The organism is Bradyrhizobium sp., assembly GCF_049691595.1.
Classification (GTDB): domain Bacteria; phylum Pseudomonadota; class Alphaproteobacteria; order Rhizobiales; family Xanthobacteraceae; genus Bradyrhizobium.
This window is the reverse complement of the sequence record NZ_JBAVNZ010000176.1, coordinates 1-20,103: the sequence shown is the minus strand read 5'-3', so window position 1 is coordinate 20,103 and position 20,103 is coordinate 1. Positions and strand designations below refer to the sequence as shown.

The window sequence follows — 20,103 nt, the reverse complement described above, 5'->3', positions numbered from 1 at the left end:
CTCCGTTCCGGGTCCCGCGATGGATTACAGCCAGTTTTTCAGCTCCGCCCTCAACCGCCTGCACGAGGAGCGGCGCTACCGGGTGTTCGCCGATCTCGAGCGGATCGCGGGCCGGTTTCCACATGCGGTCTGGCATTCGCCAAAAGGCCAGCGCGACGTCGTGATCTGGTGCTCTAACGACTATCTCGGCATGGGCCAGCACCCCAAGGTGGTCGGCGCCATGGTCGAGACCGCGACGAGGGTGGGCACCGGCGCCGGCGGCACCCGCAACATCGCCGGCACCCATCATCCGCTGGTGCAGCTCGAGCAGGAACTGGCCGACCTGCACGGCAAGGAAGCCGCGCTGCTGTTCACCTCGGGCTACGTCTCGAACCAGACCGGCATCGCGACCATCGCAAAGCTCATTCCGAACTGCCTGATCCTGTCGGACGCGCTGAACCATAATTCGATGATCGAGGGCGTGCGCCAGGCCGGCTGCGAGCGCCGGATCTTCCGCCACAGCGACATGGCGCATCTGGAAGAATTGCTGATCGCCGCGGGCGCCGACCGCCCCAAGCTGATCGCCTGCGAGAGCCTCTATTCGATGGACGGCGACGTCGCTCCGCTCGCCGAAATCTGCGATCTCGCCGAGCGCTACGGCGCGATGACCTATGTCGATGAAGTTCACGCCGTCGGCATGTACGGCCCGCGCGGCGGCGGCATCGCCGAGCGCGACGGCGTCATGCAGCGCATCGATATCCTCGAAGGCACGCTCGCCAAGGCATTCGGTTGCCTTGGCGGCTACATCGCCGCCAACGCCGACATCGTCGATGCCGTCCGCTCCTATGCGCCGGGCTTCATCTTCACCACCGCGCTGCCGCCCGCGATCTGCTCGGCGGCGACGGCTGCGATCCGTCACCTGAAAGTCTCGCACTGGGAGCGCGAGCGCCACCAGGACCGCGCCGCCCGCGTCAAGGCGATCCTGACCGCCGCCGGCCTGCCGGTGATGTCGAGCGACACCCATATCGTGCCGCTGTTCGTCGGCTGCCCCGAAAACTGCAAGCGGGCGTCCGACATGCTGCTCGAAGAGCACGGCATCTATATCCAGCCGATCAACTATCCGACGGTCGCCAAGGGCACCGAACGGCTGCGGATCACGCCATCGCCCTACCACGATGACGGCCTGATCGATCGGCTCGCCGAAGCGCTGCTGCAGGTCTGGGAACGTCTCGGCCTGCCGCTACACCAAAAGTCGCTCGCAGCCGAATAACCTTAACCGCCCTCCCTGCGGAGAAACCGGAACTCCGGCCGGTGGTGCCGATGCACTGCCGGCCCGATCCGGCTATACTTCTGCCCAGCGCCGGCCCTCAGCGACGGCCGGGAAGGGAGACCCGCAGCAATGCTGCACGATTCGGGCATCATCGCCGCCGCGTTCGCCTATATCGGGCTGTTGTTCTTCGTCGCCAGCCGCGGTGACCGGCTGTCGCCGACCCAGCGCGGCCGCGCCGGCATGCTGATCTATCCGCTTTCGCTGGCGATCTATTGCACCTCCTGGACCTTCTTCGGCTCGGTCGGATTCGCCGCCCGCACCAGCTTCGATTTTCTCGCCATCTATCTCGGTCCGATCCTGATGATCGGCGTCTGCACGCCGCTGCTGCGCCGTGTGATCCGGCTCGCCAAGTCGCAGAACATCACCTCGACCGCCGACTTCATCGCCGCGCGCTACGGCAAGAGCCAGGCCGTTGCCGCGACGGTGGCGCTGATCGCGATCCTCGGCTCGGTGCCCTATATCGCGCTGCAGCTCAAGGCGGTGGCGTCGTCGCTCGAGACGATCCTGAGCGAGGACAAGGTCCTCTCCTCGATCCCGATCATCGGCGATATCGCGCTGGTGGTCACGCTGGCAATGGCGGCGTTCGCGGTGCTGTTCGGAACCCGGCAGTCCGACGCCACCGAACATCAACACGGCCTGATGCTCGCGGTCGCCACCGAATCCATCGTCAAGCTGGTGGCGTTCATCGCCGCCGGCGCCTTCGTCACCTTCTGGATGTTCTCACCCGTCGAGCTGTTCGAACGCGCGATGAAGACCCCGGAAGCGGTGCGCGCGATCGAACACGTGCCCGCGATCGGCAATTTCCTGACCATGACGCTATTGTCGTTCTGCGCGACCATGCTGTTGCCGCGCCAGTTTCATGTCAGCGTGGTCGAGAACTCGAGCAATGCCGAGGTCAGCCGGGCGCGCTGGCTGTTTCCGCTCTATCTGGTCGCCATCAATCTGTTCGTGATTCCGATCGCGATCGCGGGCCTCGTGACCTTCCCGTTTGGCGCCGTCAACAGCGACATGTATGTGCTGGCGCTGCCGATCGCGGGCAACTCGCCTCTGCTCAGCATCGCCGTCTTCATCGGCGGCCTGTCGGCCGCGACCGCCATGGTGATCGTGGAATGCGTCGCGCTTTCGATCATGGTCTCGAACGATATCGTGTTGCCGCTGGTGCTGCCGCGCAGCCGCGCAACGCGCGCGGGCAAGAAGGATTTCGGCGACTTCGTGCTCGGGGTGCGCCGCTTTGCGATCTTCGCCATCATGGTGATGGCGTATTTCTACTATCGCGCGCTCGGCAATACCCAGCTCGCGGCGATCGGCCTGTTGTCGTTCGCGGCGATCGCACAGCTTGCGCCGGCATTCTTCGGCGGCCTGTTGTGGCGCCGCGCCACCGCGCCGGGCGCCATCGCCGGCATGATGGTCGGGTTTGCGGTTTGGATCTATACGCTGTTTCTGCCGAGCTTTCTGGAGAATGGCGCGGCGGGCCTGCTGTTGCTGCACGGCCCGTTCGGCATCGGGGCACTGCGTCCGCAGGCGTTGTTCGGCGCCGATTTGCCGCCGTTTCTGCACGGCGTGCTGTGGTCGCTTTCGCTCAACATCCTGACCTATATCGTGCTGTCGCTGGCGCGCGCGCCGTCATCGATCGAGCGGCTGCAGGCCGATCTGTTCGTGCCCCGCAATTTTGCGCCGATCACGCCGACCTTCCGGCGCGGGCGCACCACCGTAACCGTGCATGACATCCAGAGCACGGTGGCGCAATATCTCGGCCCCGACCGCGCCCGCCACGCCTTCGAGGCTTTTGCCGGTGAGCACCCCGGCAATCTCGATCCGTCGGCTCCCGCCGATTTCGAGTTGCTGCAGCATGCCGAGCGTCTGATCGCCTCCTCGATCGGCGCGGCTTCCTCGCGCCTCGTGATGTCGCTGATGTTGCGCAAGCGCACCGTCTCGGCCAAGGCTGCGCTCAAGCTGCTCGACGACTCCCACGCCGCGCTGCATTTCAACCGCGAGATCCTGCAGACCGCGCTCAACCATGTGCGCCAGGGCATCGCCGTGTTCGACGCGGACTTGCAGCTGATCTGCTCCAACCGGCAGTTCGGCGACATCCTCGCGTTGCCGCCGCATCTGGTGCAGCTCGGGATTCCCTTGCAGGAAATCCTCGAATTCAAGGGCGCGGTCAGCCCGCCCGGCCCGGGCGACAGCGATGCGCTGCTGGCGCGGCGGCTGGCCGCCTATACCACCGAAGGCGAGCCCTTTCTGGAACGGCTGCCCGAGCGCCACATGGTGATCGAGGTGCGTTCCAACCGGATGCCGGGCGGCGGCATGGTCATCACCTTCTCCGACGTCACGCCGAGCTTCGAGGCGGCCGAGGCGCTGGAGCGCGCCAACGCGACGCTGGAGAAACGCGTGCGGGATCGCACCGAGCAACTGACCCGGTTGAACTCCGAGCTGGCGCTGGCGAAGAGCACCGCCGAGGACGCCAACCATTCGAAAACGCGCTTCCTGGCCGCCGCCAGCCATGACATTCTGCAGCCGCTGAACGCCGCGCGGCTCTATGTCACGAGCCTGGTCGAGCGGCAAAATGGCGGCGAGGATTCCCGGCTGGTCGAGAACATCGACGACTCGCTCGAGGCGATCGAGGAGATTCTCGGCGCGCTGCTGGATATTTCGAGGCTCGATGCCGGCGCCATGACGCCGTCGATCACGCGTTTCCGGATCGGCGACCTGATGCGGTCGCTCGAAATCGAATTCGCCCCGGTCGCCCGCGCCAAGGGACTGAAGCTGACTTTCGTGCCGTGTTCGCTGCCGGTGGAATCCGACCGCACGCTGCTGCGGCGGCTGCTGCAGAACCTGATCTCCAACGCCATCAAATATACCCCGCGCGGCCGCGTGCTGGTCGGCTGCCGCCGCCACGGCCAATCGCTGCAGATCGGCGTCTACGACACCGGCGTCGGTATCCCCGTTCAGAAGCGCGGCGAGATCTTCAAGGAGTTCCACCGGCTGGAACAGGGCGCCCGGATTGCGCGCGGCCTGGGCCTCGGCCTGTCGATCGTCGAGCGGCTCGCGCGCGTGCTCAACCACGGCATCGCGCTGGACGCCAATGCCGCCGGCGGTTCGGTCTTTTACGTGACGGTGCCGGTCGTCAAGGCGATCAATCACACCGCCGCGTTCACCAGCGCCACCCCGCTCTCCAAACCGCCAATGAGCGGCTCGCTGATCGTCTGCATCGAGAACGACGCGGCCATCCTGGACGGCATGAAGACGCTGCTGACCGCCTGGGACGCCGAGGTGATCGCGGTGGCCGATCCCGAAGCCGCGACCGCGGCGATCGAGGCCGCCGGCCGGCAGATCACCGGCCTGCTGGTCGACTATCACCTCGACCGCGGCAATGGCCTTGCCGCGATCCGCGACATTCGCCGCCGTTTCGGCCAGAACATTCCGGCCATCCTGATCACCGCCGACCGCAGTCCGCAGGTGCGGGCCGCCGCGCGCGAGGAGCAGATCGTGGTGCTCAACAAGCCGGTCAAGCCGGCCTCGCTGCGCGCCCTGCTCGGGCAATGGCGGACGCAACAGATGGTGGCGGCGGAGTGACCTTGCGGAGACGTAGCCTGTGGGTTACATTTACCATGATAATAATTCGGCAGCGCGAATGGTCGACATCCATCCGCAGAAAATCATGGGTAACTGGAAGTCCGGCATTGCATTGGACTTCCACACGACTAGCAGCACCCCCATTGGCTACAACGAGTCGGGGCATATGCAGTTCGACACTGTGCGTCCGGAAATCGCCGAACTGCTCTACCAATTGAAGTATCACGCCAAGCAGGAGGCCGCGCAGGGCATTGTTGCAGCGGCGGCAAACTTCCTTCAGCCGCACAAAGAAAAAATTGATCTCATCGTTCCTGTGCCACCTTCAACGGAGCGAGCCGTTCAACCGGTCATTATCCTGGTAAATAAGATCGGCGCAGCCGTTAATTTACCCGTCGTCCAGTGTATTGCCACCACGCGTGCAACCACTCAACTCAAGGGAGTCACCGATCCGGTGAAGCGCAAGGAACTGGTGGACGGACTTTATTCGGTCGATCCGCAATACACGGCGGGTAAGAATGTGCTGCTGTTCGATGACTTATATCGTTCTGGCACGACCTTGGGCGCCATTACGGACGTGCTGCTGAAACAAGGAAGGGCAGCCAGCGTGCGCGTGCTGACGATCACTAAGACGCGGAGCAACCAATGAACACCGTTTTCCTCGGCGGCTCTCGACACGTGTCGCACTTGTCCGCCGAAGTTAAAGAACGTCTGAATAAGGTCATAGAGCACGGCCATCGTGTGCTCGTTGGCGACGCCAACGGTGCCGACAAAGCGGTGCAGAAACATTTGAGCGAGGCCGGTTATAGCAAGGTGACGGTGTACTGCTCGGGCGACCAACCTCGCAACAATGTCGGACACTGGCATGTTCGCCACGTTACGCCGCCAAGAAATACGAAAGGTTTCCAATTCTACGCGGCAAAGGATCGCGAGATGGCGCGTGAGGCGGATTTTGGTCTCATGATTTGGGACAGCAAGAGCGCTGGCACCGTTCTGAACGTATTGCGTTTGGTTCGATCTGGAAAAATTGCGGTGTTGATTAGCGTGCCTGACAAAACCACCCTCAACATTAAGTCGCTGGAGCAATGGAACGAGTTCCTATCGCGATGCGACGCGAAGCTGCGTAATGATCTTCGTGAACGTGCGACGCCAGATGAATGGGGGCCGTTGGTCGAGCCGAACCTTTTCGAACGGCAAGTGTCGCCTGCGCTCGAGACACCTACCGAGACGTCCGAAGAGGAGTTGACCGCCTCTCTCAATGAAGCTCTTGCGACCGGAGATACGTCGCTGATCGTCGACGTTCTTGGAAGCATGGCGCGCGCTCGCGGCATGACACAGGTTGCGAAGGAAACAGGCATGGCGCGGGAGAGTCTCTACCGCTCACTCGTCAACGGAGGCAATCCCGAGTTCGCCACAGTACTTAAGGTGTTAGCGGCTGTCGGGTTGCGTTTAGAGGCCAGCAAGGCCCAAGGCGAGCCCGCCTAGTCTTTGTGCGCTTGCTGCCCCGTCACGCCGTTGGCGTACCCTGCCGCCACTGGCCGCCGGCGATCCTTGCCGCCGCGATCACGGCCTGGGTGCGGCTTTCGACGCCGAGTTTTTGCAGGATCGCCGAGACATGCGCCTTGATGGTGGCTTCCGAGACGCCGAGCTCGTAGGCGATCTGCTTGTTGAGCAGGCCTTCCGACAGCATCATCAATACCCTCACCTGCTGCGGGGTCAGCGTCACCAGCCGCTCGCGCAGGCGCGTCATGTCGGGATCGTGGCCCGATGTGAGGTCGATATCCTGGGGAACCCAGACGTCGCCGTCCATCACCTTGGTGATCGCGTCGCGCAGCGTCTCGACCCCGAAGCGTTTGGGAATGAAGCCGGAGGCGCCGAAATCGAGCGATCGCCGGATCGTGCCGGCGTCGTCGGTGGCGGACACGATCACCACGGGGATCGCCGGATATTGCGCCCGCAGGTAGATCAGGCCGGAGAAGCCCGAGATTCCCGGCATCGTCAGATCGAGCAGAATCAGGTCGACATCGGAATCCTTCTCCAGCAGCGCGGCGAGATCGTCGAACGACCCCGCCTCGCTGATGACGGCCGAACGGACGACGCTCGCAACCGCCTGCCGTAACGCATCGCGGAACAGCGGATGGTCATCGGCGATGACGAGATGCGTGTCGGCGGCAGCGGTCATCTATTTCTCGACAGCGGTTGCGGCGAAGCTGCACCCCTTTTGTCCCCCCGGCGGCGGCCGCGCGCAAGCATACAATAATGGAACGTGTCAAAGCGGTTAACCCACCCGCTTGTGCGCTGCAATAGAGGCTATCTCCGGGCGGGTTCTTGGCGCGGCGGTGCTGGGGGCCGGTTGCCGCCGTGCAAAGGGCCAAAAGTCGTATTGGGGCGGGTTTCACCGCGATGTTACCGTGGGACAGAAGCCCGCGCTCAATCCGGCCAAGTTCGGTGCTCGGCGCGCTTTTTAGATTAACGATCTCGGGGAGCGATCCAAAATGTCCACAATGGCTGCAACGACATCGGCGCGAGCAACTGGCATGTCGAAGGACGAGAAATTCGTCATCTTCGCCTCCTCGCTCGGCACGGTTTTCGAATGGTACGACTTTTATCTCTACGCCACGCTGGCGCCGTTCTTCGCCGCCTTGTTCTTTCCACCCGGCAATGACACGGCCGCGCTGCTCTCCGCCTTCGCAACCTATGCGGCGGGCTTCCTGGTGCGCCCGTTCGGCGCGATCATTTTCGGCCGCATCGGCGATCTGGTCGGACGCAAATATACCTTCCTCGTCACCATCATGGTGATGGGCGGCGCGACCTTCCTGGTCGGCCTGCTGCCCACATTCCAAACCATCGGCTGGGCGGCGCCCTTCCTGCTCGTGGCGTTGCGCCTGGCGCAGGGCCTCGCACTCGGCGGCGAATATGGCGGCGCGGCAACCTATGTGGCAGAACATGCACGGCCACACGAGCGTGGCTATGCGACAAGCTACATTCAAACCACGGCGACGCTCGGCTTCTTCCTTGCGCTGCTGGTGATCGGGCTCAGCCGCATCTACATGGACGCCAAGATGTTCGCCGAATGGGGCTGGCGGATTCCGTTCTGGATTTCGCTGGTTCTGCTGGTGTTCTCGGTCTATATCCGGCTGCGCCTGAATGAATCGCCGATCTTCGCGAAGATGAAGGAAGAGGGCAAGGGCTCCAAGGCGCCGCTGACCGAAAGCTTCCTGCACTACCCGAACAACAAGTATGTGTTGCTCGCGCTGCTCGGCGCCACCGCCGGTCAGGGCGTGGTGTGGTACACCGGCCAGTTCTACGCGCTGTTCTTCCTCACCATCACGCTCAAGCTCGACTACGTCTCAGCCTATTCGCTGATTGCGCTTTCGCTGGTGATCGGCACGCCGTTCTTCATCGTGTTCGGCTGGCTGTCGGACCGCATCGGCCGGCTGAAGATCATCCTGGCCGGCTGCTTGATCGCGGCGATCACGTTCTTCCCGCTGTTCAAGGGGCTCACTCACTACGTCAACCCCGACCTCGAAGCCTTCGCGGAGAAGAATCCGATCACCGTATCGGCGGACCAGGCGACCTGTAACTTCCATATCTTCGTGGGACCCTGGTCCAACTTCACGCCGTGCGACCGCGCTCAGGATTTCCTGACCAAGTCGGGCCTCTCGTTCAAGATCGTGAGCGTGCCCGGCTCGAAGTCGGTCGACATGTCGATCGGATCAACCAAAGTGGAGGGTTGGGACAACGCCAAGTGGACCGCCGCGCTGAAGACCGCCGGCTATTCGGCTACGGCTGACAAAGCCAAGATCAACTGGTTCATGGCCGAGTTGATCCTGGTAATCATGGTGATCTATGTGACCATGGTATACGGGCCGATCGCGGCATTCCTGGTCGAGATGTTCCCGACCAAGATCCGCTATACCTCGATGTCGCTGCCCTATCACATCGGCAACGGCTGGTTCGGCGGTATGCTGCCGCTGCTCGCGACCGCGATCGTGGCCGCGACCGGTGATATCTATGCCGGCCTCTGGTATCCGATCGGCGTCGCGGTGATGACGCTGGTCGTTGGCCTGGTCTTCCTGAGAGACACCAAGGGCGTCGACATCACCACCGGTTCGGGCGTGAGTATTCAAAAGGCCTGACAATTGGCCTTGGGCCTCTGCAAAAAATTCGGCCGCGGGACGCAATCCCGCGGCCGGTTTTGTTTTGCGGGCGCGCATCAGTCCGTCGCACCGATGAACTGGGCGACGATCTCGCGCCGATGCGGGCGCGCGCGATGCTCGATCAGATAGATCGCCTGCCAGGTTCCGAGTGCGAGTTCGCCGTTGCGGACCGGAATGTGCAGTGAGCTCGCCGTCAGCATGGTCTTGACATGCGCCGGCATGTCGTCGGGACCTTCGGTAACGTGGCTCCATCCGGCGTCCTCCGGCGCAAGGCGGTTCAGCGCCTTCGTCAAATCACTCAGCACCGACGGATCGGCATTTTCCTGAATCGTCAGCGAGGCCGAGGTGTGGCGGATGAACAGCGTCACCGCGCCTTCACGGGCGCGCGCTTCGGCCATGAACTTTGCGATCTCGGCGGTGAGGTCGACAAAGCCCGCACCCGGCGTCTGCACCGTCAGCAGCGAGGAGACGATGGTGGCGGCGGCGACTGCCGATGGTGATGTGCGGGATATCAATTTGGGTGAAGTCACGAATGATCTCTCCACGCGTCGTCCCTGCGAAAGCAGGGGATCCATAACCACTAACGTTGGTTGTCACGGAAGGCACCAACTTCCCGCGCGTAAGATCGAAAGGCCGCGGGCGTACGGGTCCCTGATTTCGCAGGGACGGCTCGTGGAGGTATCGCCCAATGCGCCGTCAAATCCTGCCGCTGACGTCCTTCTGCACGCGGTTGGCCAGCTCGATCAACCGCCGCCATGCCTTCTCGAGGAACGACATCATGCGCTCCATGTCGCGGTCGCTCGGCAGCGGAATTTCGATCTTGTGCTCGCCCTCGGCGAGCTTCGGCTCGCTTTTCTTCAGCGAGTCGGATTTCGGCAGCGCCTCGTCGACCTTGCCGGCAACCGTCGGCTCGCGCGCCGCGAGCTGCGCCTTCAGCTTTTCATTGTCGGCCTGCAGCCGGCCGATTTCCGCATCCAGGGCCTTCCGCTCGTCGGGCATGGCGTAGCATGCCCAGCCCGCGCCTGAATTGTTGCAGGTCGAAACCACGCCGGTCCGGGTGTCGAGCCGGAGCACGCCGTCGGCAGTCGGCGACAGCGTGAAACGGCCATTCTCGGCATCCGGCGTCGATTGCGGGAGGGCAGCGCTGATGCCGCCAAGACAAAATGCCAGCGCGGCGGCCAAAACGGTGCTGGAAAAACGTGAGGACGACGTCGCGTTGCGCATGGGCTTGCTCCCGCCGCATACCAGGTTCGGTTGCTCTCAACCTCTAGACAGGTGAGCTATAGGCGGCGCGGCCGGACTTCAACGCGTCCGCCAGTAATTCGAGCCGGTCCTGGCCCCAGAACACCTCGCCGTCCAGCACATAGGCCGGTGAGCCGAACACGTCGGCAGCGAGCGCATCCTGGCGGTTCTGCTCATAGGCCGCGCCGATCGCCTCGCTGCCGGAACGCTCGACCAGTCGCTGGCCGGGAAGGCCGGATTCGTCGGCCAGTCTGGTGACGGTCGCGGGGTCGGCAAGATTGAGCTGGCCTTCCCAGACGCCGGCGAAGCCACGCCGCAGATATTGGTCGGGGTCGAGGCCGGCCTCGACGGCCGCGATCACGACGCCATCGGCGAGCCGGGCGTTGAACGGCCAGTTCGCGGGCTGCAGATGGAATTTCAGGCCGCGTCGGTCGCGCCAGCGCTGCAGCTCGACCATCCGGTAGCGCTGCCGAACCGGATGGCGCTTCACAAGCGGCAACCCGCCGGTCTCCGCGAACAGATCGACCAGCACCACCGGCTTGTGATTCACCGTCAGATCGTAAGTGGTTACGAGTTCTCTGAACGAGTTGTGCCCGATATAGGCCCAGGGAGATTGAAACGAGAAATAATAGTCGACCTGACGCGGCATGCGGGCTCCGGAACGGGATTTGAGAGATGCGCCGGCATCCCAGCAGACCCGCCAGGGCGATGCAAGATTGATCATCGAGAGGTTTTCGGCCGGAACGGAGGATTTATTTCGCCCGTGCCGAAGGGTCCAAAGTCCGCCGCCCGAACCACATCCGCCGGAACAACCGGTCTTTTCTGACGAACTGGTGATAGAGCGCGGCGAGCAGGTGCAGGAGGATGAAGCCGACAAGAAGCAGCGCAATAAGACCATGGGCCACGAAGGTCGGATAAATCCCGAAGTCTTGGGGCAGCGGTTCGCCCGACCTCTGGAACACGCTTCTGTTCAGTCCGGCGAGGATCGCCGTAGCCAGCCCGGTCCCCGCCATCAGCAGAACTAGAATATAGAACCCGTAATGGGTCAGCGGCGCGATCCGGTCCATGAGGCGATTGCCTGTTGTCACACCCGCCGGTCTTGCGGTCCGCAAACGAACGATCAAGCGGACGACCAACAATGCGAGGATCAGCATTCCCAGTGACATATGGATGAGCAGAATGCCGATCTTCTGCGGATCGCTGTTGGGCATCGTCGCGAGCTTGAGAAACCCGACCGACAACATCGCGATGATCAGCACGGCAAGCAACCAATGCAGCGCGACCAGCAGCGGATGAAAACGCGAGACCAGAACCGCTTTCATGGCAGGCCCGCCGTCACTCGCTCCAGACCTTCCAGCATCTTCCGCCAGCCGTAATTTGCACCGACGTAGAACCTGTCATCAGGTCCGGGGCGGAATCCGGACTGCTCCATCCGTACGTGCGTGCCACCGTTCCCGGCGGCCGTCAGCGTCCAGGTGACGATGGTCTTCATCCCCGTCGCCGCCTCGTCACCCGAAGCATTCCAGCTGTAGGCCAGCCTCTTGTTGGGTTCGATGACCAGCACTTCGCAGTCGGTTATGCCGTTCCAGTGCGGCATCGGATCGGCACGAAAATTGAACTTGTGGCCGACCACCGGCTGGAAGTCGTTCTTCATCAGCCACGCCTCCAGCAAGTGACCTTGCGTGAGCGCACGCCAGACCTTCTCCGGCGGATGCGGCATCACCCGTTCGACGAGGAGCGTGCGTGTGGTGGCGTTGGCGTCGGTCATTGATCCATCCTGTTCAGCAGGATTTCGAGACGGTCAAAGCGGTCGCGCCAGAACGCGCCGTAGAGCCCGATCCAGTCGATCAGCGGCGCCAGACCTTGCGGCTGGGCGCTGTAATGGGTCTGGCGTCCCTCGCGCCGGTCGAGCACGAGGCCGGCATGTTTAAGGACACCGAGATGTTTGGAAACGGCAGGCTGCGAGACGCCGGAGTGACCGGTCAGCACCCGCACGGTTTGCTCGCCGCCGCGTGCCAGCCGCTCGAAGATCGCGCGGCGGGTCGGATCCGCCAGGGCTGCAAAAAGTTCGGTCGGCGCAATGGGCATAAAAACCCATAAGTTATCAGTTATTGATCCGTCAAGCCTGGACGACCCCGACAGCCACCCTTTCGATCGCGGGATTTCTCTTTTTGACAATTGCGCCGGGAGCTATTGCACTGCGATGACTGTCCTGCAGCGCATCCGCCTTCACCGAAATAAACTCAAGTAAATCAAACAACTAACCGGTTACGGCGCAATCTTGACTTGATCAGACGCGATCAGTATGGTCCGCGCGGCTTTTGAGGGGGGCGCGCGTAATTTCCATCGACCGCAGCATCGTCTAGTGTCGCCAGCATGGCTGAAGACACCAGCGAAAGCGGAAATGGAAATCGCGATCGGTCGTCCTCCGATGAGGCTGCGCTTTCCGCAAGGCTCGGAAGTCTGGATCATCGGTTGTCCGAAATTCGCGACAGCCGCAAGATCGGGACTGACCAACCCGGAACCGAAAGCGGAGACAGGGCGGCCAGGGCCTCGGCCATGGCGCGTGGTTTCCGCCTTTCCTCGGAGTTGATCGCGGGCGTTGCCGTCGGGGCGGTGATTGGCTGGGGTTTCGACCGCTTGTTGTCGACATCACCGTTCGGTCTCATCGTGTTCTTTCTGCTCGGCTTCGTCGCCGGCGTGGTCAACGTGGTGAGGTCTGCGGGCGTGGCTCCGGGCAAACGCTGAGCGCTGACGGGAAGTCATGACCTTTGAATTTCGATTGCCGGCCAGGCCGGCGGACCAAGAGCCGCGCGGATGAAAATCGAACCGATCCATCAGTTCAACATCGACAATCTGTTCACGATTGGCCAGATCGGCAATCACACGATCGCCTTCACGAACTCGTCCTTCTACATGTTCCTTTCGGTGGCGGTGATCTCGCTGCTGATGATCGGGGGCATGGCCGGACGGCAGCTGGTGCCCGGGCGCTTCCAGTCGATGGCCGAACTGAGCTACGAATTCGTCGCCAACACGATCCGCTCCAACGCCGGCTCGGAAGGCATGAAGTTCTTCCCGCTGGTGTTCTCGCTGTTCATGTTCATCCTGGTCTCGAACATGATCGGGATCATCCCCTACACCTTCACCGTCTCCAGCCACATCATCGTCACCGCGACGCTGGCGCTTCTGGTGTTCTTCACCGTGCTGGTCTACGGCCTCTACAGAAACGGCCTGAAATTCTTCAAGCTGTTCGTGCCGAGCGGCATCCCGATCTACATCCTGCCGCTGGTGGTGCTGATCGAAATCATCTCGTTCTTCTCGCGGCCGATCTCGCACAGCGTCCGTCTGTTCGCCAACATGCTGGCCGGCCACATCACGCTGAAAGTGTTCGCAGGCTTCGTCGCCCTGCTCGGCACCTCGCTCGGCACCGTCGGCTGGATCGGCGGCATGCTGCCGCTGGCGCTCACCGTCGCGCTCACCGCGCTCGAACTCCTGGTCGCGTTCCTGCAGGCCTATGTGTTCGCGATCCTCACCTGCATCTACATCAACGACGCCATTCATCCCGGTCACTGAACGGTCCGGGGAATTCCCACCCACCCTTTGTCTTTTTTCCCAAGGAGCTAAAAATGGAACCGGCAGCAGCAAAACTTATCGGCGCGGGCATCGCGTGCATCGGCATGGGCGGTGCGGGCGTCGGCGTGGGCATCATCTTCGGCAACTATCTTGCCGCGGCGGTGCGCAATCCGTCCGCAGCCCAGGGCCAGTTCGGCAACCTGATCTTCGGCTTTGCCGTGACCGAAGCGCTCGGCATCTTCTCGCTGCTGGTCGCGCTGCTGCTGCTGTTCGTCCAGCTCTGAGCTGAACCCCGTCGCGCCGCTCTCCGGGGCGGAGCGCATGACAGCAACAGGAGAACCCCGAGGCTGAAAAAAGTCATGGCACCCCCGCCAAAGGCCAGAAGACCGGCGCCCACACCGAAGCCGGCGGCGGCCACGGCGGAGCATTTCCGCCGTTCGACTCCAGCACCTTCGCCTCGCAGCTGGTATCGCTGGTGATCGCCTTCGTCGCGCTCTATGTGATCGTGTCGCGGGTCGCGCTGCCGCGCGTCGGCCGCGTGATCGACGCTCGTCAGAACGCGATCGAAAGCGACCTGGCGGCAGCCCAGAAACTGAAGGACGAGTCCGACGCGGCGCTGAAAGCCTATGAAAGCGAACTGGCGGCGGCGCGCGGGCGCGCGCAGGCGATCGGCAACGAGACCCGTGAAACGCTGAACGCGGCCGCGGAAGCCGAGCGCAAGACGCTGGAAGACCGGCTCGCCGTCAGGCTTGCCGACGCCGAGAAAACCATCGCGGCGACGCGCGAGGCTGCGATGGGCAATGTCCGCGGCATCGCAGCCGACGCGGCCAGCGCGATCATCCAGCAGCTCATCGGCGTGCCGCCCGACAAAAAGGCCGTCAACCGTGCCGTCGACGCTTCGTTGAAGGGATAAGCCGATGTTCACCGAAGCCGAAACCTGGGTCGCCATCGCCTTCGTCCTCCTGATGATCCTGTTTGCCTATTTCGGGATCCATCGCACCGTGCTGAAGGCGCTCGACAATCGCGGCGCGCGCATCAAGGCCGAGCTGGACGACGCCCGCCGTCTCAAGGAAGAAGCCGCAAAACTGCTCGCCGAATACCAGGCCCGCCGCGCCAGCGCGGAGCGCGAGGCCGAAGAGATCATCGCGGGCGCCAGGGCCGAAGCCGAGCGGATCGCGGCGGAAGCCAAGACCAAGATGGAAGATTTTGTCGCGCGGCGGACCAAGACCGCCGAGAGCAAGATCGCGTTCGCCGAAGCCCAGGCGGTCGCCGACGTCCGCGCCGCGGCGGCCGATGCCGCGGTGGCGGCAGCCTCGGCCATCCTGACGCAGTCGGTGAAGGGCCCGGTTGCCGACGAGCTGCTGGCAAAAGGCATCACCGAGGTTCGCGCCAAGCTGAACTGATCGATCTCACTTCTTCTTTGTCGCGCGCGGCTTCGGCTCGGGCTTTAAGGCCTGCGGATCGAAGCCGATATAGAAGATGTAGGTGTCGCCGACCGCCGCCGACGGCGGCGCCGGATACACCAGATTGTCCGCCACCAAGGTGAACGGCTCGCTGCCGGACTCCGACATTGCCACGGTGGTCTGGTAGACTTTTGTAGCGATGGTCTTTTCGTTGATGCCGCCCTGCACCACGGCGACGCGCAGCGGCACCTGGACCGAGGACGGCGCGCCGGCGGGTCCGGCGATGACGCGTCCCTGAACGCCGATCCGCGCGGTGATTTCGCCGCCATTGATCGAGCATTCGCGGGCGGTGCGGGTGATGGTGGCCTGGAAACGCAGATCGTTGCCGACCGGCTGTTTGCCGGGCGCCGCCACCGCATAGGTCGAGGCGCCCGCGCGAATCGAGACCGGCGGACAGGTCAGCTCGGAGGGGTTCTGGCTTTCGGAAGCCGGTGGCGGCGCGCCTTGGGCCGGCTCGTCCGACTTGCCGCCGAACAGGCTCTTGAAGCGGTCGCCCAGCGATTGCGCCGGCGCCGGCGAGGCGAATACGCCAGCGCCGAGCCCGGCCAAAACCGCGGCCGCCAGCGCGGCCCTGATCACACGATTGTCACCCATGCAAAAATCCCGGTATAGCATCTGACCATCGTCCCGGACTTATAGCAGCGCAATGGCGACGAACCCAAGGCGCAAGCCCGCTTCCCGAGACCGGCTCAGCCGCGAAAATCCTCATGCAGCAGGCCGAACAGCAAATGGTCCTGCCAGATGCCGTTGATGCAGAGATAGCGTCGCGCCATGCCCTCGCGGGTAAATCCGCATTTTTCCAGCACCCGGATCGAGGGCGCATTGGAAGGGATGCAGGCGGCCTCGATGCGGTGCAAATTGAGTTCGCCGAACAGCGAGGGCAGCAGCACCCGCAGCGCCGTCGTCATATGGCCGCGACGCGCATGCGGCTGGCCGACCCAGTAGCCGATGGTGCCGGCCTGCACGATGCCGCGGCGGACGTTGGCGAGCGTGATGCCGCCGATCATGGTCCCGTCCGATTCGCGGAAGATGATGAACGGGTAGGAGCGGTCGGCGGCGATATCTTCGGCGTAGCGGCGCAAGCGCCGCCGGAAACCGGCGCGGGTCAGATCATCGGAGGGCCAGATCGGCTCCCATGGGGTCAGATAGCCGCGGCTGCTCTCACGCAGTTGCGCCCATTGCAGGAAATCCGACATCTGCGGAGCGCGCAGCAACAGGCCGTGGCCGCGCGGCACAAGCGCGGCCGATCCGCTGGATGGCAAACGAAACAGGGCCATGCCCAAACTCCCCGCCCGTATCCGGACGTCGCGAACGCCTTTATCAACTTAGTGCAGAAGCGTCTTCGCCTTCGACCGCGTCAATCCTTCTGCAAAAGCCACCGCCGTGTCCAGACCCCTGCCGCTGCCAAGCGCCACCACCGCCGGCCGGCTGCGCGACAGCAGGCCGCGCGCGGCATGGCGGGTCGATTCCACGCTGACCTGGTCGATCCGTGCGACCAGCTCTTCCACCGTCAGCGGCCGGCCATAGGCCAGCACGTGGCGCGCCAGCTGCTCGGCCCGGGATGAGCAGCTTTCCAGCGCCATCAGCAGCCCGGCCTTCATCTGCGCCTTGGCGCGGGCGACCTCGGCCTCGGTCAGGGTTTCCACGGCATCGTTGATGACGTCGACGATCACTTCCACCATCTCGGGCGCGTCGGCCGGGTCGGTGCCGGTGTAGAGGCCGAAAAAGCCGGTATCGCTATAGGGCGCGTGGAAAGTGTAGATCGAGTAGCACAGGCCGCGCTTCTCGCGCACTTCCTGGAACAGCCGCGACGACATCCCGCCGCCGATCGTATTGGTGAAAACCTGCAAGGAGAACAGCGACAGATCGGTCTGCGGCACGCCTTCGAGCGCCAACGTCAGATGCGCCTGTTCGAGATCGCGATGCACCACGCGGGAACCGCCCTTGCCGAACATCGCGGCCTGCGGCTTCGGCGCCGCCGCCCCCCCGAAACTCGCAAAGCGCTGCGCCACTTCCTCGACCACGCGCCGGTGATCGACCGCGCCGGCGGCGGCGACCACCATGTCGGGCCCGCGATAATGCGTCGAAAGGTAGTTGCGCAGCATGTCGCGATCGAAACGCTTCAGCGTCTTGGCGGTGCCAAGCAGCGAGCGCCCGATCGGCTGATCGGGATAGCAGAGCTCGTTGAGATGCTCGAACACGACGTCATCTGGCGTGTCCTGGGCTGCGCCGATCTCCTGCACGATGACGCCCTTCTCGCGCTCGAGTTCGTCCGGCACGAAGGACGGATGGGCGAGAATGTCGGAAAGCACGTCGAGCGCCAGCGGCACATCGGCCTTCATCACCCTGGCATAATAGGCCGTGGTTTCGGTCGAGGTGCCGGCGTTGAGATCGCCGCCGACCGCCTCGATTTCCTCGACGATCTCGCGCGAGGAACGCCGCGTGGTGCCCTTGAACGCCATATGTTCCAGCAGGTGCGAGATGCCGTGCTCGTTGGGCTTTTCGTCGCGGCCGCCGACCCCGGCCCACACCCCGAGCGCCGCGGTCTCCAGATGCGGCATGGTGTCGGTGACCACGGTCAGGCCGGACGGCAACCTGGTAATTTCGACGCTCATCCGGCAACCCCCTGCTTCGCGGCGCGGCTGACCGAGAGCACGAATTGCTCGACTTCCGCGGAATCGTTCTTCATCACCTTGACGTGTTCGGATCTGGTCATCAGGCCCTCGAGCCAGACCGGCAATGGCGGCCGCACGCCGCAGGCGGTCTCGACCGCATCGGGAAATTTGGCGGCATGCGCGGTCGACAGCACGATGTTGGGAATCGTCGAATCCGACGTATCGCGATCGGCGACCGCCAGCGCCACCGCGGTATGGGGATCGACGAGGTCGCCGGCCTCGCGCCAGGCGGCACGGATCGCGGCCGAGGTTTCGGTCTCGTCGGCGCGGCCGGCATCGAATTCCTCGCGGATCGCAGCCAGCGTCGAATCGGGCAGCACGAAACGGCCGGACTGCTTCAGCGAAGCCATCGACCGCCGCACCGCTCCCGCATCGCGGCGGCCGGCCTCGAACAGCAGCCGCTCGAAATTCGAGGAGACCTGGATGTCCATCGACGGCGACGCGGTGGCATGAACCTCACGCACTTCGTAGATGCCGGTTTTCAGCGTGCGCGGCAGGATGTCGTTGACGTTGGCCGCAATCCTCAGGCATCGGACAGGCAGGCCCATCCGCTTGGCGACATAGCCCGCAAAAATATCGCCAAAGTTTCCGGTCGGCACGGTGAAGTCCACGGTTCGCGCGGGCGAGCCGAGCGCGACGGCTGACGTGAAGTAGTAGACTACTTGCGCGATGATGCGCGCCCAGTTGATCGAATTGACGCCGGACAGCGCAACCGCATCGCGAAAGCCGTGATGATTGAACAGCGCCTTCACGATCGCCTGGCAATCGTCAAACGTGCCTTCGACCGCGAGCGCATGGACGTTGGCGGCGCCTGATGTCGTCATCATCCGCCGCTGCACCTCGGAGATGCGGCCGTGCGGAAACAGCACGATCAGATCGACATTGTCGAGACCGGCGAACGCATCGACCGCGGCGCCACCGGTATCGCCCGAGGTTGCGACCACGATGGTGATGCGCTGCGCGCGCCTGGCCAGCACGTGATCCATCAGCCGCGAGATCAACTGCATCGCCACGTCCTTGAACGCCAGCGTCGGGCCGTGAAACAGTTCCAGCACGAACTGGCTGGGACTGGTCTGCCGCAGCGGCACCACGGCGGGATGGCGGAAGGTGGCGTAGGCCTCATTGGCCATGCGGCCGAGATCGGCGTCGGAAATTTCGCCGCCGGCAAACGGGCGGATCACCTCGACCGCGACTTCCCAATAGGGCCGGCCGAAAAACCCGGCAATGGTTTTCGGCGAAAGCTGCGGCCAGACCTCAGGCACGTAGAGGCCGCCGTCGCGGGCGAGCCCGGTCAGCATCACGTCGCAAAAACCCAGCATGGGGGCTTCCCCCCTCGTCGAAATATACCGCGTCAAACCGCCCTCCAAAGGCGCGGGGCTACCGCCAAGCCTTTGATATAAATGGATTATAGCTTTCACCACGGATGAAAACCGCCGGGCACCATAAAGCGTTTTCGTCAGGATGGGAAATGCCTCAATGGCGAAAAAGATCAGTAGCGGCGGGCCTGACCGGGCACGCCTATCCTGCCATCGGGCGCGCATTCTGCTTAAAACCGTCATAGGGAGCACAGCGACTTGTCCGCCGTAGCTCATCGAGCGAAGGCGGAAGCATTCCATATCGCAACGCGCGGAGGGCTGGATTGCTTCAGCTTCGCTCCTTGAGCTACGGTGGACGGGTCGTCGCTGCCGCTCACGCAATGACGCGCCGAAATTTAGCTTCAACATTCGAATAACAGAGGCATACGCCCGCCTTCTCGCGGCATGGTTTGCCCGAGGTGTGCATGAACGTCTGTCCCGCGAGAAAGAGGGGGAATGCCGGGTGCGCACTGCACCCGCGGTCTCGTGTGCAAAGATGTGCAAAAGAAAGCGCACACGAGCATACAGGTTCAGCGGCGGCAATCCGGCATTCCCTGCGCAATGGTTTTACGGCTTATGCCGTGTTCTCTCCGGGGAGCGAATTCGTCTTGTCACCGTCGCTGCCGGCTTGATGGCTGAAACGATCCGGTTGGATCGAGACCGCCACCGACAGCTTGGCACCAGCAACGGGTGTCGGGACCACACGGTTTTGCCGTACGCTTTGGCGCCGTTCGTCCTGCGCGCCGGTTGATC

General features: G+C 63.5%; 20 protein-coding genes and 1 pseudogene. 10 read left to right on the top strand and 11 right to left on the bottom strand.

What is annotated here, in order from left to right:
- The first annotated feature begins 19 nt into the window (after positions 1–19).
- The 4 genes from hemA (at position 20) to WCE35_RS08040 (ending at position 6,367) form a co-directional block, all read left to right on the top strand.
- Positions 20–1,249, top strand: a complete 1,230-nt coding sequence (hemA, locus tag WCE35_RS08055) for a 5-aminolevulinate synthase (RefSeq protein WP_424592821.1) — start codon at positions 20–22, stop codon at positions 1,247–1,249.
- Positions 1,250–1,378: 129 nt separating this feature from the next.
- Complete coding sequence (locus WCE35_RS08050; RefSeq protein WP_424592820.1) at positions 1,379–4,885, top strand: PAS domain-containing hybrid sensor histidine kinase/response regulator; 3,507 nt, start codon at positions 1,379–1,381, stop codon at positions 4,883–4,885.
- A 58-nt stretch (positions 4,886–4,943) separates the two neighbouring features.
- On the top strand, positions 4,944–5,531 hold the full coding sequence (locus WCE35_RS08045; protein WP_424592819.1) for a ComF family protein: 588 nt from the start codon (positions 4,944–4,946) through the stop codon (positions 5,529–5,531).
- Positions 5,528–6,367 (top strand): addiction module antidote protein, encoded by an 840-nt coding sequence (locus WCE35_RS08040; protein WP_424592818.1) that lies wholly within the window; start codon positions 5,528–5,530, stop codon positions 6,365–6,367. The genes WCE35_RS08045 and WCE35_RS08040 overlap by 4 nt, the downstream gene beginning before the upstream one ends.
- Before the next feature lie 22 nt (positions 6,368–6,389).
- Here the strand turns inward: WCE35_RS08040 and WCE35_RS08035 are convergent, their stop codons facing one another.
- Positions 6,390–7,064 (bottom strand): response regulator transcription factor, encoded by a 675-nt coding sequence (locus tag WCE35_RS08035; protein WP_424592817.1) that lies wholly within the window; start codon positions 7,062–7,064, stop codon positions 6,390–6,392.
- 313 nt (positions 7,065–7,377) lie between these two features.
- Here WCE35_RS08035 and WCE35_RS08030 point away from each other — a divergent pair, with 313 nt between their 5' ends.
- A complete protein-coding gene (locus WCE35_RS08030; protein ID WP_424592816.1) occupies positions 7,378–9,021 on the top strand; it encodes an MFS transporter in 1,644 nt (547 codons plus the stop codon).
- Between the two features lie 77 nt (positions 9,022–9,098).
- Here WCE35_RS08030 and WCE35_RS08025 read toward each other — a convergent pair whose 3' ends face one another.
- The 6 genes from WCE35_RS08025 to WCE35_RS08000 form a co-directional block, all read right to left on the bottom strand.
- The gene (locus WCE35_RS08025) at positions 9,099–9,617 is read right to left on the bottom strand and encodes a secondary thiamine-phosphate synthase enzyme YjbQ (protein ID WP_424592815.1); all 519 of its coding nucleotides are present in this window, start codon (positions 9,615–9,617) and stop codon (positions 9,099–9,101) included.
- Positions 9,618–9,738: 121 nt separating this feature from the next.
- On the bottom strand, positions 9,739–10,266 hold the full coding sequence (locus tag WCE35_RS08020; protein WP_424592814.1) for a hypothetical protein: 528 nt from the start codon (positions 10,264–10,266) through the stop codon (positions 9,739–9,741).
- A gap of 43 nt (positions 10,267–10,309) precedes the next feature.
- A complete protein-coding gene (locus WCE35_RS08015) occupies positions 10,310–10,933 on the bottom strand; it encodes a 2-hydroxychromene-2-carboxylate isomerase (RefSeq protein WP_424592813.1) in 624 nt (207 codons plus the stop codon).
- Between the two features lie 103 nt (positions 10,934–11,036).
- Positions 11,037–11,606: a cytochrome b gene (locus WCE35_RS08010; protein ID WP_424592812.1), complete on the bottom strand. Its 570-nt coding sequence runs from the start codon at positions 11,604–11,606 to the stop codon at positions 11,037–11,039.
- Entirely contained in the window at positions 11,603–12,052 is a 450-nt protein-coding gene (locus tag WCE35_RS08005; protein WP_424592811.1) for an SRPBCC family protein, read from the bottom strand. Before WCE35_RS08005 ends, WCE35_RS08010 begins: the two co-directional genes overlap by 4 nt.
- Complete coding sequence (locus tag WCE35_RS08000; RefSeq protein WP_424592810.1) at positions 12,049–12,372, bottom strand: ArsR/SmtB family transcription factor; 324 nt, start codon at positions 12,370–12,372, stop codon at positions 12,049–12,051. The genes WCE35_RS08005 and WCE35_RS08000 overlap by 4 nt, the downstream gene beginning before the upstream one ends.
- Positions 12,373–12,660: 288 nt before the next feature.
- Between WCE35_RS08000 and WCE35_RS07995 the strand changes: the two genes are divergently transcribed.
- The 5 genes and pseudogenes from WCE35_RS07995 (at position 12,661) to WCE35_RS07975 (ending at position 15,260) form a co-directional block, all read left to right on the top strand.
- Positions 12,661–13,032, top strand: coding sequence for an AtpZ/AtpI family protein (locus WCE35_RS07995; protein WP_424592809.1), 372 nt, complete (start codon positions 12,661–12,663; stop codon positions 13,030–13,032).
- 69 nt (positions 13,033–13,101) lie between these two features.
- Positions 13,102–13,857, top strand: coding sequence for a F0F1 ATP synthase subunit A (locus WCE35_RS07990; RefSeq protein ID WP_424592808.1), 756 nt, complete (start codon positions 13,102–13,104; stop codon positions 13,855–13,857).
- A 53-nt stretch (positions 13,858–13,910) separates the two neighbouring features.
- Positions 13,911–14,141, top strand: a complete 231-nt coding sequence (locus WCE35_RS07985; protein WP_424592807.1) for a F0F1 ATP synthase subunit C — start codon at positions 13,911–13,913, stop codon at positions 14,139–14,141.
- Positions 14,142–14,224: 83 nt separating this feature from the next.
- A pseudogene (locus WCE35_RS07980) lies at positions 14,225–14,770 on the top strand (F0F1 ATP synthase subunit B'); the annotation flags it as partial.
- A 4-nt stretch (positions 14,771–14,774) separates the two neighbouring features.
- Positions 14,775–15,260 (top strand): ATP F0F1 synthase subunit B, encoded by a 486-nt coding sequence (locus tag WCE35_RS07975; RefSeq protein WP_424592806.1) that lies wholly within the window; start codon positions 14,775–14,777, stop codon positions 15,258–15,260.
- 6 nt (positions 15,261–15,266) lie between these two features.
- Here the strand turns inward: WCE35_RS07975 and WCE35_RS07970 are convergent, their stop codons facing one another.
- The 4 genes from WCE35_RS07970 to thrC form a co-directional block, all read right to left on the bottom strand.
- Positions 15,267–15,914 carry a hypothetical protein gene (locus WCE35_RS07970; protein ID WP_424592805.1) on the bottom strand — a complete coding sequence of 216 codons (648 nt, stop codon included), beginning with the start codon at positions 15,912–15,914 and terminating at the stop codon, positions 15,267–15,269.
- Positions 15,915–16,009: 95 nt separating this feature from the next.
- Positions 16,010–16,597 (bottom strand): GNAT family N-acetyltransferase, encoded by a 588-nt coding sequence (locus tag WCE35_RS07965; RefSeq protein ID WP_424592804.1) that lies wholly within the window; start codon positions 16,595–16,597, stop codon positions 16,010–16,012.
- A gap of 48 nt (positions 16,598–16,645) precedes the next feature.
- Entirely contained in the window at positions 16,646–17,935 is a 1,290-nt protein-coding gene (locus WCE35_RS07960) for a M16 family metallopeptidase (protein ID WP_424592803.1), read from the bottom strand.
- The gene (thrC, locus tag WCE35_RS07955) at positions 17,932–19,350 is read right to left on the bottom strand and encodes a threonine synthase (RefSeq protein ID WP_424592802.1); all 1,419 of its coding nucleotides are present in this window, start codon (positions 19,348–19,350) and stop codon (positions 17,932–17,934) included. The genes WCE35_RS07960 and thrC overlap by 4 nt, the downstream gene beginning before the upstream one ends.
- Positions 19,351–20,103: the final 753 nt, after the last annotated feature.